Below are 17,027 nucleotides of genomic sequence, written 5' to 3'. Positions count from 1 at the left end.
TTCAAACTTTTCTTTTGCCATGACGGAACCTATAAGTAAGATTTATGTGTATCTAGATTACATATAAAAATAACCCGCAAAATGCAGATTAAAATTATTCTTCAATTATTAAATATTTTTAAGACAAATCAAAGGAAGTATTTTGGAAGATTCTAGTACTGGTGCTGATAGGCAGATTTGAACTGCCGACCTCACCCTTACCAAGGGTGCGCTCTACCGACTGAGCTATATCAGCACACCAGAACTCTGGAGCGGGCAGCGGGAATCGAACCCGCATCATCAGCTTGGAAGGCTGAGGTAATAGCCATTATACGATGCCCGCTTTAGGAACCTGTTATTCAAACTACCTCTAACCGTCAAGAATAAAGTGGTGGAGGGAGCTGGATTCGAACCAGCGAAGGCAGAGCCGTCAGATTTACAGTCTGATCCCTTTGGCCGCTCGGGAACCCCTCCACATCAAAAATTCTTGCCTAAAGCGCCTCTAAAAGAGGTTGATAAAATGGTGCCGACTATCCGAGTCGAACGGATGACCTACTGATTACAAGTCAGTTGCTCTACCAACTGAGCTAAGTCGGCACTGCTTTAGTACGGGGCAGGATTCTAGAGCATGGTTTAGGGTGATGCAACAAGAATCTGAAAAAAAATCAAAGTTTCTTGTTTAAACGCTCATATTTACAACAAAAACGCTAAAAACCGTCTATTTGTGCATGAATTCACACCAATTTTTCAGCCCTTTTAATACTAGGTCATCAATAAATACACTCGGTTTTTCAAAGTAAAGCTGCAGTAGCTCGCCATAACCACCAGCAAAAATCACCTGAATATCATCAAAATCACTTTTTAATTGTGCAATGCCCGTCTCAACAGCACCTAAAGTGGCGATCAAGGCACCATTCTTAACTGCATTAGGTGTATTTTTTCCAAGTTTTGGCAAAAATAAACTCTCTGAGTCTGAAAATACCTTTTGCGTGTTGCTCACTAAGCTCTCAATCATCATATCTAAACCGGGCAAAATCCATCCACCCAGGTGCTCGCCCTCTTTGGTGAGCACATCAATTTTACTCGCGGTCCCCGAATCTACCACCACGCAATGTTGATTTGGATATAAGTAATGGCAAGCAACAACACCCAACCAACGGTCGATACCTAAGTTTTGAAACTGCGGATAAGCACATTTAACAGCACCTAGCTGCGCTGTCACGCTTGCATGTGATAAAGGAATACCAAGTTGATGTGCTTTTGCAGTTATGCCTTCAAGCAACTTATCAGGCCCAACTTGAGCAATCGCGATTTCTTTAACCGCAGACCAATTAATATCTGCCTCTTTTATAAAGGTGATGTTGTTATTTTCCTCACTGGCAACTTTTAATGCGGTATTACCCACATCAACTAACAATCTCATTCTATTATTTCCTTACGTAATGAAATCTCACCGCCATAATAGCTTTTCACTTCGCCATCTTGGCGCAGTACAATACCCCCTTGCACATCGATACCTTCACAAATACCGCGCCATTGTCGTTGCCCAGTAGAAAGACATACGACTTCTCCGGCGAATGCGTTTAATGCATTCCACTGTGAGGCCATTTCGGTTAAGCCTGACACTTGATATTGCGCTAATCTTTCATCAAGAGCGAAAGTCAGCTGTGCTACGAGCTTATCTTTATCTAGTTTATGGCTGTGTGATGCTATGTCTGTCCATGGTTGATCGATTTGTTGAGAGGCTGTTTCGGGCATCTGTAAATTAATACCAATACCAATCACTAAGTGACACGGCCCCTCAACTTGGCCATCTAGCTCAACTAATACACCGGCTAGCTTTTTATGATTAAGATAAATGTCGTTTGGCCACTTCAACGCAACTTCTAACCCATAAAGTGCTTTTAACGCATCATAGACCGCAAGGCCTACCGCAATAGACACGCCCACCGCAGCTTGTAGCCCATCATCTAAACGCCAGTAATAACTGTAATAAAGGTTGGCACCAAATGGGGATTGCCAAGTACGACCGCGACGGCCTCTTCCAGACTCTTGCATTTCAGCGACAAGTACTTGCCCTGAATTAATCGGCAATTTATTTTGCACGCGGCGCATTAATTCTGAGTTGGTTGAATCAATGATTGGCATCACTTCAAGCTGTTTTTGTTGCCCCGATAACGCTTGGTAATACTGATTCACTGCTGACTCATCAAGTAAAGGGACACTATGGTTGAGTTTGTAACCTTTGCCACTGAGCTTAAAAATATCGATGCCCATTTCTTGTAGCGACTTAATATGTTTAGAAACCGCTGCACGAGAAATGTTTAAGCTTTCACCTAAATGTTGCCCAGATACAAACTCTCCTTTATTAAGCGCTTTTAAGATAGCCAGCTTATTCCCTTGTGGTCCTTTATAACTCATGCTTGAACACCTTGTAGTTGCACATTGCCATTTGCAGCAATCACTCGTACTTCATGCTCTAGCTGCACATTGAACTTTTGCCACACACTTTGTTGGATATGTTGGATCATGGCTTTGAGCTCCGAGGCAGTGCCTGCACCTTGATTAACCAGTACTAATGCTTGTTTGTGATACACAGCAATCCCACCTAACTCAAAGCCCTTGAGCCCGACTTGTTCAATCAACCAGCCAGCCGCCAATTTAGTATACTTAGCATCGACTGGGTACTTCGGAATGTCTGGGTATTGCTTTGACAGGGTTTGTACTTGATCGCTTTCAACAATGGGGTTTTTGAAAAAGCTACCGGCATTGGCTAACACTTTAGGATCAGGGAGTTTACTTTGTCGAATTTCAATCACCTTGTCAAATACCTGCTGTGCAGTGACCGTATTTTTATCAAGTGATTGTAATGGACCATAGCTAAGTACAGGATGCCATTGCTTAGGAAGCTCAAACAGTACTTCGGTAATAATAAATGCATCTTTCAATATCTGTTTGAATATCGACTCTCTATAAGCAAAACCACACTCAGCTTGCGCAAGTTCCACAAATTGCGCTTTGGCAATATCATAACCTTTTACCGATTTAATAAATTGTCCGACTTCAACGCCATAAGCACCAATGTTTTGTACTGGCGCAGCGCCCACAGTTCCCGGGATTAATGCCAGGTTTTCAAAGCCAAATACGCCTAGTTCAAGTAAATGAATAACCAGTTGATGCCAATTCTCACCTGCTGCAGCACGAACATGCCAAACATCTTGTTGCTCTGTAACTGCTATGCCTTTATTCGCTATTTTTAGCACTGTGCCAGTAAAGTCCTCAATAAAGACTGTATTGCTGCCCTCTCCCATTACATAGCAAGGTTTAGAAAAATCGACCTCAAAGAGGCTTTCTGAATGTGTAATGGTGATAAGCGCTGCACAGTGGGCAGGTAAAGCAAAAGTATGAAGCGATTGGACTGATGGCACGTTCAACCTAACAAGTAATAAAGTAATCGGGCTAGTTTACCCTATGCTCTGCTTATGCGCACCTATGTGATCTTACCCTTAAGCATGATATAAATGCCGCTCGTTTACTCAATCCGTGCAAGGATAAACAATGAAAAAAACTGCTTTAGCCGCAAGCTTAATACTAGCTGGCTTCTCTCACAGCGCACTGGCAACACAAGCGTTTGACGAACATACCTATGCAAATTTAAAAGATGTAGTCAGTACTCATCTACATTTAGACCTAGACGTTGATTTTGCAGACAAGCAACTTGAAGGCTTCGTAGAACACACCCTAGATTGGCGCAACGCGTCAGCGCGCACTTTAGTTCTAGATACACGCGACCTTGAAATCGATAAAGTGATGTACCAAGGTAAAAACGGCCAATGGCATAAAGCAGATTTCACCCTAGCACAACGAAATGGCGTAAAAGGCGCAAAGCTGAGTATTCGCTTTAAAGAGCAAGCTAAAAAAGCGCGTATTTACTACAACAGCTTACCGCAAGCTTCAGGTCTACAATGGTTAACACCAGTACAAACTGCAAGTAAGACGCACCCTTTTATGTACAGTCAGTCACAAGCTATCCATGCGCGCAGCTGGATCCCTGTGCAGGACACCCCTGCAATGCGTGCTACCTACACTGCCCGTATTCAGACTCCAAAAGATGTTCGTGCGGTCATGAGTGCGGATAACTCTGAAGCATTTGTAAAGGATGGCGACTACTGGTTTGATATGCCACAGGCTATCCCGCCTTATCTAATTGCTATTGGTGCAGGTAACCTTGAATATAAAGAGATGTCACATCAAACGGCTATTTTTGCTGAACCACAAATTCTAGATGCCTCGGTTGCTGAATTTAACGACACGCAAGCGATGATCGACAAAACCAACGTGATGTATGGTGAATATGCATGGGGTCGTTATGACTTACTGATGCTGCCACCAAGCTTCCCGTTTGGCGGCATGGAAAATCCACGTCTGTCATTTATCACGCCAACCGTTGTTGCTGGTGACAAGAGCCTAGTGAATCTAATTGCCCACGAACTGGCACATTCTTGGTCAGGTAACCTAGTGACTAACGCAACGTGGGAAGATTTATGGCTCAATGAAGGTTTCACCTCTTATGTTGAAAACCGCATTATGGAAGAGGTATTTGGTCGCGACCGTGCAGTAATGGAGCAAGCATTAGACGCTGCTGGCCTTCGTGCACAGCTTAAAAACATCCCAGCACCTGACACTCGCCTCAATTTAAAGCTGAATGGTCGCGATCCTGATGATGCGTTCAGCAAAGTACCCTATATCAAAGGTCAGTTATTCTTAATTTACTTGGAAGAAAAGTATGGTCGTGCACGCTTTGATGAGTTTGTAAAAGGCTACTTTGCGAAGTACTCGTTTAAGTCTCTGACAACTGCCGAGTTTGTTGAATACCTAAATACGCACCTACTAGAAAAGCACCCTGGTATCGTGTCTCTGGAAAAAGCTAAAGAGTGGATCTACGAGCCTGGCTTACCTGCAGATGCGCCAAACCCGACTTCCGATGCATTTAATAAAGTCGATGCAGCAACAGCAGCATGGTTAAAAGGTGACAAAGACTTAACTGACTTACCGACGAACGCTTGGACAGTGCATGAGTGGTTACACTTTTTAAATAATCTACCTCGTAATTTAAGCCTTAATAAGATGGCGAAATTAGACAAAGCATTTAACCTCACTAACTCAAGCAACGCTGAACTTGCATTTGCTTGGTATATGCTGGCTGTGGGTAATGGGTATGAAGCTATTTATTCGGCACTGGATAACCATTTAACTAGCATTGGTCGTCGCAAACTGATTGTGCCGTTATATAAATCACTTGTGCAACACGGCAAACGCGATTGGGCACAAAAGGTATATAACAATGCTCGTCCGGGTTATCACCCTTTAGCGCAAGGAACTGTGGACGCGATTTTTAAATAAGCACAGTATAAATGTATAAACAAAAGAGCCTGACTAAGGCCCTTTTGTTTTCTTTAGCTCAATTTAACAAGTGCACTTGAATCGTGTTTAATTCACTTTAACCGCTTTCAAAAACGCCTCTCGCTGCTTTTCATCGGCCTGTTGCCACCAATAATGCAACATGAGTTCTGCACTTGGGTGCGTCACCCCTTCAATCTGTTTTCTACTCTTAGGTGCAGTCTGTGTTGTAATCGCCATTGGCGTTGATGCAGTTTGAACAGTTGCTACGACCACTGCGGGAGCGGTCACTGCTTTTGGTTTTACTTTGACAGCCACTTGCTGAGACTTATTCGGTGCTACCACATATACACTCGGTGATTTCGCAAACTGCTCCGCTGCATCTGCATCTTTTGCCCTATCAAAAGCAACACGATATTGCCCATCCTGAGTAATGGTCACTTCAACCCAAAAAGGCGCCGATGACACGGTTTGGTGCTCATCATAATCTAGCTCATACAGGTCACTATATTTTATCTGTACTTTGTGAGTACCTATTGGCAAATCAAAGTCGAGTTTCTTACTAAACAAAGAGTGCCCAACTTGCTTGCCATTGACAGTGATTGGGATCAGTTCTTCAGGAAAACTAAGTGTTGCAGCCTGCACTGCAAAGTTAAAACTCCCCAACAAAACCGCTAAAATTAAATCTTTAGTTTGACTCATCGCACTCTCCCTCATTGAATTTTTATCATCTAACCATTTGCAGTTTGACAGTTCATAGATTCTTTGTCATTAGTGTATAGATACTAAAACAGTCTAATAAACCGATAGATAGCAACAACATACTTTTAGGATAGATCATGGCCGAAGCCACCATTTTTGACAAAATCATTAGTAAAGAAATCCCTGCCGACATCATCTATGAAGATGAACACACGCTGGCTTTTCGAGACATTAATCCACAGGCCCCTTTTCATGTACTGGTGATCCCTAAAACGCCCATCGCTACCATTAATGATATAAATGAAACTAACTCGCACTTAATAGGTCAACTCTATGTAGTTGCGGCAAAGTTAGCTAAAGAGCATGGTTTTGCTGAAGATGGCTATCGGGTCGTGATGAATTGTAATAAAAATGGTGGTCAAACCGTTTTTCATGTTCATTTACATGTACTAGCAGGACTTGAGATGGGCTGGCCCCCTTTTACAAATACGAAAAAAGAACTAATTTAAAATATTCCAAGTTAATAAATGTAAACAAATAAGCTATTAATGCGCCTAATAAAACAATAGATTTTTCATATGTTTAAAATTGAAAATGGCAATAACTCGCATTATTTTACAAAAACGCTTGTGTATATAGCAAAATTTTCTATATTTTTAGTAACAAACTCATACAAAAGGTCTGAGTCGCGTGTTAGCATTAAAGCAATAATTTGAACGAGAGCGTCCATTTAAAATGAGTAGTACTGCCTTTTTACTTTTAGATAAAGAGCCAATTAATACTATTGGCATAAATGTCCTTCAACCACTACTTAAAACCCAAGGTTTAGAAGTATCTTCAGGCAAAGACATTACTGAAGTGCCAGAAGAAACTAGGTTGTTATTCATCGAAATCGCACAGCACGATGCATGGAACAAACTAAAAGAACATTTAGTCAAGCTGAAAGTAAATTGCGATATTGTATTGTTTAACCTTGACGAAAACCCTGAGCTTGCCAACCGTGCGTTATTAAGTGGTATTCGTGGCGTGTTTTACACCACAGACAACGCAGACGTACTAATGAAAGGGATCCGTTTATTAATGGAAAACCAATTGTGGTACCGTCGTGACATAATGTGTAATGCTCTTAACCGCATGCTACAATTCAATAAAGATGCTCTTCATAAACTCACTGAAGGTGATATTGAGCCAGTTAAACTGACTAAGCGTGAAAAAGCCATCATCTCATTAATGAGTAAAGGGGCTAAAAATAAAGAGATCGCAGAAGATTTAAATATCAGCCCACATACTGTGAAGACACACCTCTACAGTGCCTTTAGAAAGACCAAATGTCGTAATCGAATCGAGCTGTTATCTTGGGCTCAACAAAATATCCCTGACGAAATTCGCTAAACATTATTTGACAAAAAAATGAGGAAGCAATGCTTCCTCTTTCTTTACCTGCTCAGCGGTTGTCTCTATGCTAGCTGCATAACTCACTCAATCTAACGTCTATGTTTGATCCAAAGACCCTCTATTTTACCAGTGGCGCCATGATGGCGATGATGACTTTACTGTGCTTTTTAACTTGGCGAACCAATAAAAACATACCCGGTACAGCAATTTATACGCTCTACCCATTAGCTTTGTTTTTGGCAACCATGAGTTTTTCGTTACATGGGTATTTAGAGCACTGGCAAACTATAGGCATAGGCAATGCACTATTATTTGCCGCTTCAATTATTCATGTTGTCGCCATTAGTCAATTTTTGGATCACAAAGGCTGGGAGCTAAAAAGTTTTTTAGCCTTCACCGGCTTTCTACTGATAGCCTTAGCCTACTTCAGTATCATCGATGACAATTTAAGAGCGCGGATCTGGATCTCGGACCTACAACACATTGCCGAAATTATCCTTTTATTTTCATTATTTTGGCGCTTTGCTAGGCCCCTTTACCCAAATGGCACCATAGTCTACTGCATTGTCTTAGGCTTGTTGCTCACAGCATTTGTAGGTCGCTCGATTATGATGGAAGATGTCTCCCATTTAACCATAATGAAAGACGCTTGGTTTACTTCCACAGTTTTTATCAACGGTGTTTTATCGCCAATTTTTTATGCCACAGGCATGGCCTTGCTATGCAACGAGCGCCGCGAACTTCATTTGAATAAGTTGACCGAAAAAGCACAGAAAGATTTAGAGATCCGAGGCCTATTTTTATCAACTGTGAGTCACGAAATCCGCACCCCACTCAATGGTATTTTAGGTAGTGCCCAGTTAGTCTTAGGGCAAACTAAGAATCATAAAAATAAGGCGTACTGTGAGGCAATTATCAACTCAGCAGAATCACTTAACTTACTTATCGACAAAGTGCTTGATTATGCCAGCTTAGAGCAAAGTGATGAGTCACTGTATGAAGAAGACATCGAATTAAAAAGCTGGCTCAATAATTTATGCTTATTACTGTCTCCTTTAGCCGAGCAAAAACAATTAAGATTTGAACTAGACTACGACCTACCAGAACAAGCCTGTTATTACTGCGATCAACAAAAGCTGCGTCAAGTCATCATAAACCTAGTTGGCAATGCAATTAAGTTTACTGATTCCGGCTCAGTGAAAATCAAAGTACATTTAGAACAAGACAGCGCAATGGCACACACTGTAACTTTTAGTGTCATTGATTCAGGCCCAGGTATTGAAGAAGATGATATTGAGAAACTTACCCAACCTTATGTGCAAAGCAATGCAGGCAAAGTAAAAGGTGGGACAGGACTAGGTTTAGCCATCACAGCTCGATTGCTTGAGCGTTTGGGCTCTCAACTTGAGATTGCTAGCCAACTTAATAAAGGCAGTGTATTTAGTTTTACTCTCAACCTAGCTATAGGTGAATTAAGTTTAGTTGCGCAGCGTCAACATGAACAAGACTGTGTCACGGGTTTAAACATATTATTGGTCGAAGACTTAGAACTAAACCAGAAAATCGCCATTGAATTCATGGCTGATGATGAACACAAAGTAAAACTGGCAACCACAGGGAATGCAGCTTTAGAGTTACTTAAAAACTACCAATTCGATGCGGTTTTACTCGATATGAATCTACCTGATTTAACCGGACAAGAGGTTTTAAAGTCACTTAAAAAAGTAGATCACAAAAACCAGCGCACCCCATTTTTAGCATTTACCGCGAGCTTAAGCCCTAATGAAATAAAAGAATATATGGCACTTGGCATTAAAGACATCGTGGCCAAACCGATTAAGCAAGAAAAACTCCGACAAGCTTTAAGCGATTCTCAGACCATGAAAGAGGCCAATATCAGCGTTGAATTGGCTGATGTGCTTTATGATGAGACTGCAGCACAGTCGCTGCAAAAGAATTTTAATGATGATGAAGTCTCATCTATCTACAACGAATTTGTTCTATCAGCACGTAATAAGCTCATTGGCATCCAACAACAGCTCGATGTAGACAACGAGCAATGTATTAAACAATTACATCGACAAGCCAGTACTGCACTGCAACTCGGCTTTAATCGCTATGGCTTAGCATTAAAGCACATTGAACGGCGCTTACTAGAGCAAAAGTCCGCCGAGGAAGAACTTACGCAAGCCATGGTTCTTTGGCAAGACAGTTTGAATGCCTATTTGCAGTTCGTTCGTTCACAAACGCTGAAATAAGTGACTTTATCGCGCATAGTCGACACACTCATTAAAATTCGTCATGCTAATGACACGTGTGTATAAATCACACATATAACAAAACAAAGGGAACCATTATGGCATTACTTAAAACACCACTGGCGCTGGCCGTCAGTTTAGCCGTATTCGGTGCAAGTGCTCCTGCGCTTGCTAATGCTGATAGTAAAGCAACCGATAAGGCAGCTGTAAAAACTGAAGCTAAAAAATCAGACAAGTGGGATGTACTAAACCCACCAGGTGAAAAGCAAACAATCACTATCGACACCAACGAAACCACATGGAGTAACCTAGATGTTAGTCCTGATGGTAAAAGCGTTATCTTCGATATGTTAGGTGACATCTATGTGATGCCGATCTCAGGTGGTAAAGCGACTGCAATTACCAATGACAGAGCATGGAACTTCCAACCTAAATTCTCTCCAGATGGATCTAAAATCGCGTTCATTTCTGACCGCGAAGGTGCTGAGAACCTATGGGTTATGGATGTGAACGGCGAGAACATGCGTAAAGTGTCTGGCGAGTCTCACAACCTGCTACATAACCCTGCCTGGTCACCAGATGGCCAGTATATTGCGGTTAAACAAGGTCAAGTAACGGGTCGTACTATTCCAGGTGGCTCTATCCGCATGTACCACATTTCAGGTGGTAAAGGCGTAGTTGTTCGTGACCGTCTACACGGTGCGAAATCACAGAAGAATGTTGCAGAACCGGCTTTCTCAAAAGATGGTAAAAAGATTTACTACTCAGTTGATGCCACGGCAGGTGTACGCTGGCAGTATAATAAGAACGCACTTGAGTCAGTATTCGAGATCCGCTCTTGGGATTTAGCCACCGGTGAAGAAGAAACCGTGATCCGCGGCTCAGGCGGCGCTATTCGCCCAACGCCAAGCCCAGACGGTAAATCGCTTGCGTTTGTAAAGCGCATCGAGAATGGCAAAGAGATGCAAAGCGCTTTGTATATCAAAGATCTTAAATCAGGTATCGAAACTGAAATCTTTGCAGGCTTAGACCGTGACTTACAAGAAGCAAACGGTGCACAAGGTAACACGCCTGCGTTCGCTTACACGCCAGACGGTAAAGCATTAGTGTTCTGGTCAGGCGGTGTATTCCACAAAGTAGACATTGCCAGCAAACAAGCACAAGTTATCCCAACCCGTGTTGTGGCTGAAAAACAAATCACGCCAGCACTGAAGTTTGCAGTAGACGTTGCTCCTGACACATTCAAAGTGAAACTGGCACGTTGGTCACAAATTTCTCCAGATGGTAAAACAGCCCTATTCCAAGCACTTGGTCACCTTTACACTAAAGACATCAAGTCAGGTAAAGTAAAGCGTGTGACTAAGCAAAACGACCACTTTGAGTTCTACCCAAGCTTCTCTCGTGATGGCAAATATATTGTCTATACAAGCTGGGATGACCAAGATTTAGGTGCGGTTCGCGTTGTATCTGCAAAAGGTGGTAAAGGCAGAGTGATCACGCAAGAACCGGGTCACTACATCAACCCGAGCTTCTCACCTGATGGTAAAAAAGTACTTTACCGCAAAGTAACGGGTGGTTACTTACTCAGTGGTGACTGGTCAATGGAGCCGGGCATTTACTTAACCAGCGTTAAAGGCGGCGAAGCAAAACGCATCATCAAACGTGGTGACAACCCACACTTTGGCGCTGACAGCGATCGCATCTTCTTCAATGTTGCAAGCAGCGAAACTAGCCGTGAACTTAAGTCAGTCGACTTAAACGGTCAGCAGGCACGCTCACACTTCAAAGGTGAGTACATCTTTGATTACCGCGTATCACCAAACGGTAAATACGTGGCCTTCATTGAAAACTTCAATACCTTTGTAGCGCCATTCACCAGCACAGGTAAAACACTGTCAATTAACAAGGGCACTAAATCATTCCCTGTTAAGCAAGTGTCTAAGTATTCTGGTGACTTCTTAAACTGGAAAGCTGACAGCAGCGCATTAACTTGGGCGTTTGGTCCCAACCTTTATCAACGCAAGCTAACTGATACATTTGCGTTCTTAGAAGGCGCAGCAGATGACGTCAGCGAGCTAACGGCTGAAGGCATCGACTTAAGCTTCGAGAAAAAAGCCGATAAGCCAGAAGGCTTACTAGCCCTAGTTGGTGGTAAAGTCGTGACGATGCGTAACGCAGACCAAGAGCAAGAAATCATCGAAGACGGTGTGGTACTTATCGAAGACAACCGTATTATCGCAGTAGGTACGCGCAGCGATGTGGCTATTCCTAGCAAAGCTAAAGTCATGGATCTCTCAGGCAAGACTGTGATCCCAGGCCTTGTTGATGCACACGCACACGGCAGCTATGGTAGCCGCAACTTACAGCCTGAACAGAACTGGAACCAGTTCTCAAACGTAAGCTTTGGTGTTACAACCATTCACGATCCGTCAAACGATTCAAACGAAGTGTTCTCAATGGCTGAACTTCAGCGCGCAGGTCTAACCGTTGCACCACGTATTTACTCTGTAGGTCGTATTTTATACGCAGGTAATGCGCCGGGTTATAAAACGCCAATTAACAATCTTGAAGATGCGCAATTCCACGTTAAGCGTCTGAAAGATGCGGGTGCAATCTCTGTGAAGAGCTACAACCATCCTCGTCGTGACACACGCCAACAAGTACTAGAAGCAGCGAAAGAAATGGAAATCATGGTCGTACCTGAAGGTGGTTCTAAGTTCCAACAGAACATGAACATGATCATCGACGGTCACACGGGTCTTGAGCACGCACTACCAATTCCAAACATCTACTCAGACGTAGTGCAAATGTGGAGCCAAACCAAAGCGGGCTTTACACCAACGTTTAACGTCGCTTACGGTGGTATTAAAGGTGAAGATTACTTCTACGACAAAACAGAAGTATGGAAAAACGAGCGCTTAAAAGCATTCGTACCTGACTATATTCTAAACCCACGCTCAATTCGTCGCCCTACCGCACCTGAGCACCACTATAACCACATCAATGCCGCTAAGTCTGCGAAGCAGTTACGCGATAAAGGCGTTACAGTTCACATTGGTGCACACGGTCAGCGTGAAGGCTTAGGTGCGCATTGGGAGTTATGGTCAATGGCACAAGGTGGCTTCACCGCATGGGAAGCACTACGTAGTGGTACCATTGACGGTGCTAAATACCTAGCGCTAGACAATGACATAGGTACCATTGAAAAAGGCAAACTCGCCGACTTAGTGATCATCGACGGTGACGTATTGAGCGATATTCGTCAGTCAGAAAAAGTGGCTTACACGGTTCTAAACGGCCGTATTTATGATGCTGCAACGATGAACGAAGTGGGTAACTACAACCGTCAACGTCAGCCATTCTTCTTCGAAAACGGGAGCAAAGCGCCGATGCACTCAGCAACCGAAGCGTATATGGAAGAGAAAGCACACAAATATCACTGGAAACATTAATTGTTGCAGTTTTGTGTCATAAGATAAGAAAAAGGTCGCATTATTTGCGGCCTTTTTTACATTCATAAAAAAATAACCTAAATTAGCATCAATTCGGTACGATAACTGTAGACGCAATTAATAATTGTTCTAAACTTTGCGTCTGTACCTAAACCCTATAAATTGATACTTTTCGACTTAGGTCGTCGTTCGTGCTCTCATCTCGTGCAAGATGAAACTATTAAAAAAAGGAATGCGCTATGACTAGCCCATTGAAGTACTTCAGCTCATTAAACCTGAGCAGAAAACTCATCGCCGCGTTTTTAAGTGTGGCTTTAGTGCCTATTATTGTGATTATCTCAATCGCACTATTTAAAGCTTCTAATGCACTCGAGCAACAAGCTTATTCACAACTTGCAGCGGTTGGTGAAATTAAGAAAAGTGCAGTCTCGCGACATTTCGAAAGTGTCAAAGATAACTTATATACACTTGCAATTAGTCAAAAGACCGCTAATGCTGCCAATGCATTCATAGCCAGCTTTAATGAATTAAGTGGTTTAGATAGCAAGCCTCAAAGCTTAACCAATTATTACCAACAAGACTTTCGCAACAAATTTAATACAGAAAATCCGAATGCTTCAGTGCCAAGCTATATATTAGATGGTTTGAGCCCTAGAGCACTGGAGTTACAAGCTCGTTATATTGCTGATAACCCGCATCCGCTAGGCGAAAAATCAACGTTAGTGTCAACGGGTCATAATGATGCGTACGACCTGGCACACCAAGAATTTCATACCTTTTTTGCTGAAGTCGCCAACGTTTACGACTTCTACGATATTTTCATCATCGACAATCAGAGCGGCTATGTTGTTTACTCTGTTTTTAAAGAACTAGATTTTGCGACTTCTTTAAACAGTGGCCCTTACGCAAATAGTAATCTCGCCGCAGTCTTCAATGATGCCAAAGATTTATTCAGTCAAACTGATTTTGCCTTTGTCGATTATCAAAAGTACTTACCTTCGTATAATGCACCTGCCAGCTTTATTGCTGCGCCGATTATTTATGATGGAATGCCGCAAGCTACTTTAGTATTTCAACTATCAATAGATGCTCTGAATAACATTATGACTGAACGCGAAGGCTTAGGTGAAACCGGAGAGACGTACCTGGTTGGTCCTGACAAACTCATGCGCTCGGACTCATTTCTAGATCCAGTAAATCACTCTGTTGTTAACTCGTTTAAATATCCAACTAAAGGAAGTGTAGATACTGAAGCCTTTAAATTAGCTATGTCTGGTCAAGAAGGTGAAAAAATTATTACTGACTATAATGGCCAACCAGTGCTATCTGCTTATCGCAATATTAATGTTCTAGGTAATAACTGGGCGCTACTTGCAGAAATTGATGAGAGCGAAGCCTTTTCAGCTGTCACATTATTAAGAAATGTACTGTTAGGTATCTTGGCGGTTGCAATCGCTTTTATTGTCGCTGTTGCTATTTTCTTTGCCCGCTCTCTGACACAGCCTGCACATGATTTAATGGCAACCATGCGCCGAGTAGAAAAAGAAGGTGACTTCTCACTTCGCGCACCAGTCTCTTCTAAAGATGAAATTGGTCGCTGTGCTGTGGCGTTTAATTCACTGTTAGAAGCACTACAAACTTCAATTAGCGCATCAAACCGCGTGCTTAACGAAATGGCTGACGGTAAATTCCAAGACCGTATCAAAGTAGAGTGTAAAGGTGAGTTAAACACGCTTAAACAAGCAACTAATAATTGTGCTAACAGCCTAGATATGGCCATTGGTGAAATTAACCAAGTCATCAGCGCTATGTCTCAAGGCCAATTCGACAAGCAGTTACAAGCGCCAATGTCAGGGGACCTTTCTCATCTAAAAGATAACATTAATTGTTCTTTAAACTCACTCGATAACACCATGAATGCCATTGTTGCAACCATGGCGAATGTGGCTAAAGGTAATTTCACAGACACCATTCAAGTTGAAGCTCAGGGTAAATTAAACGAGCTAAAAGTTAGCGTGAATGATTCTGTGCAAAGTATGAATGGCGCGGTTGCCGAAATAAACATGGTCATGGGTGCTATTCGTCAAGGTGACTTCTCGAAACGCGTTAATTTACCACTTAAAGGGCAACTAGAAGCACTGAAAGACGATATCAACTTCAGTGTTGCTAACTTAGCTGAAATCATTAGCGACATCAGCAATGTCATGGCGGCAGTGAATCAAGGTGATTTCAAACACATCGTTGAATGTAACGCCGAAGGCGAGCTAGGTCAGCTTAAGCAAGACATTAATGCCTCGATTAATAACCTAGATAAAGCCATGGGTGAAATTTCCGCGGTAATGATGGCAATCAGTCACGGGCGTTTTGATAGAACGATTGACTCACCAATGACAGGGCAGCTTAATACCCTGAAACAAGACATCAATCGCTCAGTATTAACTTTAGACCAAGTTATCCAAGAGTTAGCCAGCGTAATGGCAGCCATGTCGCAAGGTGACTTTACTCAGAAAATTGAATCTGACTTACAAGGCCAGCTACTACAACTAAAACAAGACATTAATGGCTCAACCGATACGATTTCGGATGCCATCAATGAAGTCACGCAAGTGTTAAGCGCAGTCTCTCAAGGTAACCTTACACAAACCATCAATAGTGATTACCAAGGGGTATTCTTAACCCTTAAAAATGATGTAAACAGCACTATTTCTAAGTTGACCGAAGTGATCCAAGGTATTCAGATTGCGGCTAACCAAGTCTCACAAAGTGCCGGTGAAATCGCGAATAGTAATACTGAGATCAGCTCAAGAACCGAAGAGCAAGCTGCAAACCTTGAAGAGGCAAGTGCCAGTACGAGCAATATGCTAGATGAAATTGGCCAAGTCGCGGACGAGTCAGGTGTTGCTGTACAACTTGCCGAAAGTGCTGAATCAATTGCAAAAGAAGGCGGCGCATTGTCTCATGATACCGTACTTGCCATTGACGAGGTCAACACAGCAAGTAAAGACATTAACGAGATAGTCTCGGTAATTGATGGCATTGCATTCCAAACCAACTTACTTGCACTTAATGCCGCTGTAGAAGCAGCAAGAGCAGGTGATAATGGCCGTGGGTTTGCGGTTGTCGCAAATGAAGTTCGGGAGCTTGCTGGTCGCAGCGCCTCATCAGCCAGACAGATAAAAGACATCATTGCCAACTCGAACGACAAAGTTGAACAAGGCACTGAGCTTGCCAATAGCTCTGGTCAAAAGCTCGAGCAAATTGTTAGTGCTGTCGCACAAGTAAATGGTTCAATTGTGAAAATCAACCAATCAACGATGACTCAGCAACAAGCCATTCGAGAAGTCGACACGGTTGTTCAACGCCTCACCCACCTTATTCAAGAAAACTCTGCCATCACAGAAGAGACCATGGCTGCAGCGAAGCAAATGGCCGACCAAGCCCACAATATGCGTCGCTCATTAGAGTATTTCAACCTAGGTGAAAGTGAGTATGCTGAGCCAACTTTATTGGTTCATCAATACAATCGATAGTCGACTTTCAATAATCGATTAGTCATCGTTAGTAACGATAAAAATGGCCCCATTTGGGGCCGTTTTCATTAATAAGAAACGATCGACTCTTTAGACTTAATACTTTTTATACCAATCCGCTTAACTAAGAGGTCTATTTTGAGGCAAGAAAACCTTGTTGGTAGCACCGCTCACGCGTCCTGCTATCGCTGAGGTACCTACATCCATGTAGGCTAGGCAAATATTTCGTTATTTAGTTGTTCTAAATGAGAAACCTTTAACGCAGCTATCATCAGGTTTAATCCCTCAAAATGATTAAGTGTTATTGCGAA

The 17,027-nt window shown here is 42.5% G+C and carries 10 protein-coding genes and 4 tRNA genes; 6 read left to right on the top strand and 8 right to left on the bottom strand.

The window, feature by feature from the left end; genetic code table 11:
• Positions 1 to 159 precede the first annotated feature (159 nt).
• The 7 genes from CWB72_RS13165 to murB form a co-directional block, all read right to left on the bottom strand.
• Positions 160 to 235, bottom strand: a tRNA-Thr gene (locus tag CWB72_RS13165).
• A 12-nt stretch (positions 236 to 247) separates the two neighbouring features.
• A tRNA-Gly gene (locus CWB72_RS13160) sits at positions 248 to 322 on the bottom strand.
• A 46-nt stretch (positions 323 to 368) separates the two neighbouring features.
• Positions 369 to 453, bottom strand: a tRNA-Tyr gene (locus CWB72_RS13155).
• A gap of 47 nt (positions 454 to 500) precedes the next feature.
• A tRNA-Thr gene (locus CWB72_RS13150) sits at positions 501 to 576 on the bottom strand.
• A 121-nt stretch (positions 577 to 697) separates the two neighbouring features.
• On the bottom strand, positions 698 to 1,402 hold the full coding sequence (locus CWB72_RS13145; protein ID WP_138632087.1) for a type III pantothenate kinase: 705 nt from the start codon (positions 1,400 to 1,402) through the stop codon (positions 698 to 700).
• Complete coding sequence (birA, locus tag CWB72_RS13140) at positions 1,399 to 2,400, bottom strand: bifunctional biotin--[acetyl-CoA-carboxylase] ligase/biotin operon repressor BirA (protein ID WP_138632084.1); 1,002 nt, start codon at positions 2,398 to 2,400, stop codon at positions 1,399 to 1,401. The genes CWB72_RS13145 and birA overlap by 4 nt, the downstream gene beginning before the upstream one ends.
• Positions 2,397 to 3,407, bottom strand: a complete 1,011-nt coding sequence (gene murB / locus CWB72_RS13135; RefSeq protein ID WP_138632081.1) for a UDP-N-acetylmuramate dehydrogenase — start codon at positions 3,405 to 3,407, stop codon at positions 2,397 to 2,399. The genes birA and murB overlap by 4 nt, the downstream gene beginning before the upstream one ends.
• 130 nt (positions 3,408 to 3,537) lie before the next feature.
• Here murB and CWB72_RS13130 point away from each other — a divergent pair, with 130 nt between their 5' ends.
• A complete protein-coding gene (locus CWB72_RS13130) occupies positions 3,538 to 5,382 on the top strand; it encodes a M1 family metallopeptidase (RefSeq protein WP_138632078.1) in 1,845 nt (614 codons plus the stop codon).
• Between the two features lie 87 nt (positions 5,383 to 5,469).
• Here the strand turns inward: CWB72_RS13130 and CWB72_RS13125 are convergent, their stop codons facing one another.
• Positions 5,470 to 6,081: a DUF2057 family protein gene (locus tag CWB72_RS13125; RefSeq protein WP_171037301.1), complete on the bottom strand. Its 612-nt coding sequence runs from the start codon at positions 6,079 to 6,081 to the stop codon at positions 5,470 to 5,472.
• Positions 6,082 to 6,218: 137 nt separating this feature from the next.
• Between CWB72_RS13125 and CWB72_RS13120 the strand changes: the two genes are divergently transcribed.
• The 5 genes from CWB72_RS13120 to CWB72_RS13100 all read left to right on the top strand — a co-directional run bounded on the left by CWB72_RS13120 (position 6,219) and on the right by CWB72_RS13100 (position 16,716).
• Positions 6,219 to 6,590: a histidine triad nucleotide-binding protein gene (locus CWB72_RS13120; RefSeq protein ID WP_138632072.1), complete on the top strand. Its 372-nt coding sequence runs from the start codon at positions 6,219 to 6,221 to the stop codon at positions 6,588 to 6,590.
• A gap of 226 nt (positions 6,591 to 6,816) precedes the next feature.
• The gene (locus CWB72_RS13115; protein ID WP_138565833.1) at positions 6,817 to 7,473 is read left to right on the top strand and encodes a helix-turn-helix transcriptional regulator; all 657 of its coding nucleotides are present in this window, start codon (positions 6,817 to 6,819) and stop codon (positions 7,471 to 7,473) included.
• 101 nt (positions 7,474 to 7,574) lie between these two features.
• A complete protein-coding gene (locus tag CWB72_RS13110) occupies positions 7,575 to 9,734 on the top strand; it encodes an ATP-binding protein (RefSeq protein ID WP_138632069.1) in 2,160 nt (719 codons plus the stop codon).
• 98 nt (positions 9,735 to 9,832) lie between these two features.
• Entirely contained in the window at positions 9,833 to 13,186 is a 3,354-nt protein-coding gene (locus tag CWB72_RS13105) for an amidohydrolase family protein (protein WP_138632066.1), read from the top strand.
• A gap of 239 nt (positions 13,187 to 13,425) precedes the next feature.
• Complete coding sequence (locus CWB72_RS13100; protein WP_138632063.1) at positions 13,426 to 16,716, top strand: methyl-accepting chemotaxis protein; 3,291 nt, start codon at positions 13,426 to 13,428, stop codon at positions 16,714 to 16,716.
• Positions 16,717 to 17,027 lie beyond the last annotated feature (311 nt).

The organism is Pseudoalteromonas phenolica (assembly GCF_005886345.1).
GTDB classification, from domain to species: Bacteria; Pseudomonadota; Gammaproteobacteria; order Enterobacterales; family Alteromonadaceae; genus Pseudoalteromonas; species Pseudoalteromonas phenolica_A.
This window is presented reverse-complemented; position numbering and strand designations above follow the sequence as displayed.

Coding starts and splice junctions, on each gene's coding strand:
- CWB72_RS13145 (WP_138632087.1), bottom strand. CDS start 1,402: ATGAGATTGTTAGTTGATGTGGGTAATACCGCATTAAAAGTTGCCAGT.
- birA (WP_138632084.1), bottom strand. CDS start 2,400: ATGAGTTATAAAGGACCACAAGGGAATAAGCTGGCTATCTTAAAAGCG.
- CWB72_RS13130 (WP_138632078.1), top strand. CDS start 3,538: ATGAAAAAAACTGCTTTAGCCGCAAGCTTAATACTAGCTGGCTTCTCT.
- CWB72_RS13125 (WP_171037301.1), bottom strand. CDS start 6,081: ATGAGTCAAACTAAAGATTTAATTTTAGCGGTTTTGTTGGGGAGTTTT.
- CWB72_RS13120 (WP_138632072.1), top strand. CDS start 6,219: ATGGCCGAAGCCACCATTTTTGACAAAATCATTAGTAAAGAAATCCCT.
- CWB72_RS13115 (WP_138565833.1), top strand. CDS start 6,817: ATGAGTAGTACTGCCTTTTTACTTTTAGATAAAGAGCCAATTAATACT.
- CWB72_RS13110 (WP_138632069.1), top strand. CDS start 7,575: ATGTTTGATCCAAAGACCCTCTATTTTACCAGTGGCGCCATGATGGCG.
- CWB72_RS13105 (WP_138632066.1), top strand. CDS start 9,833: ATGGCATTACTTAAAACACCACTGGCGCTGGCCGTCAGTTTAGCCGTA.
- CWB72_RS13100 (WP_138632063.1), top strand. CDS start 13,426: ATGACTAGCCCATTGAAGTACTTCAGCTCATTAAACCTGAGCAGAAAA.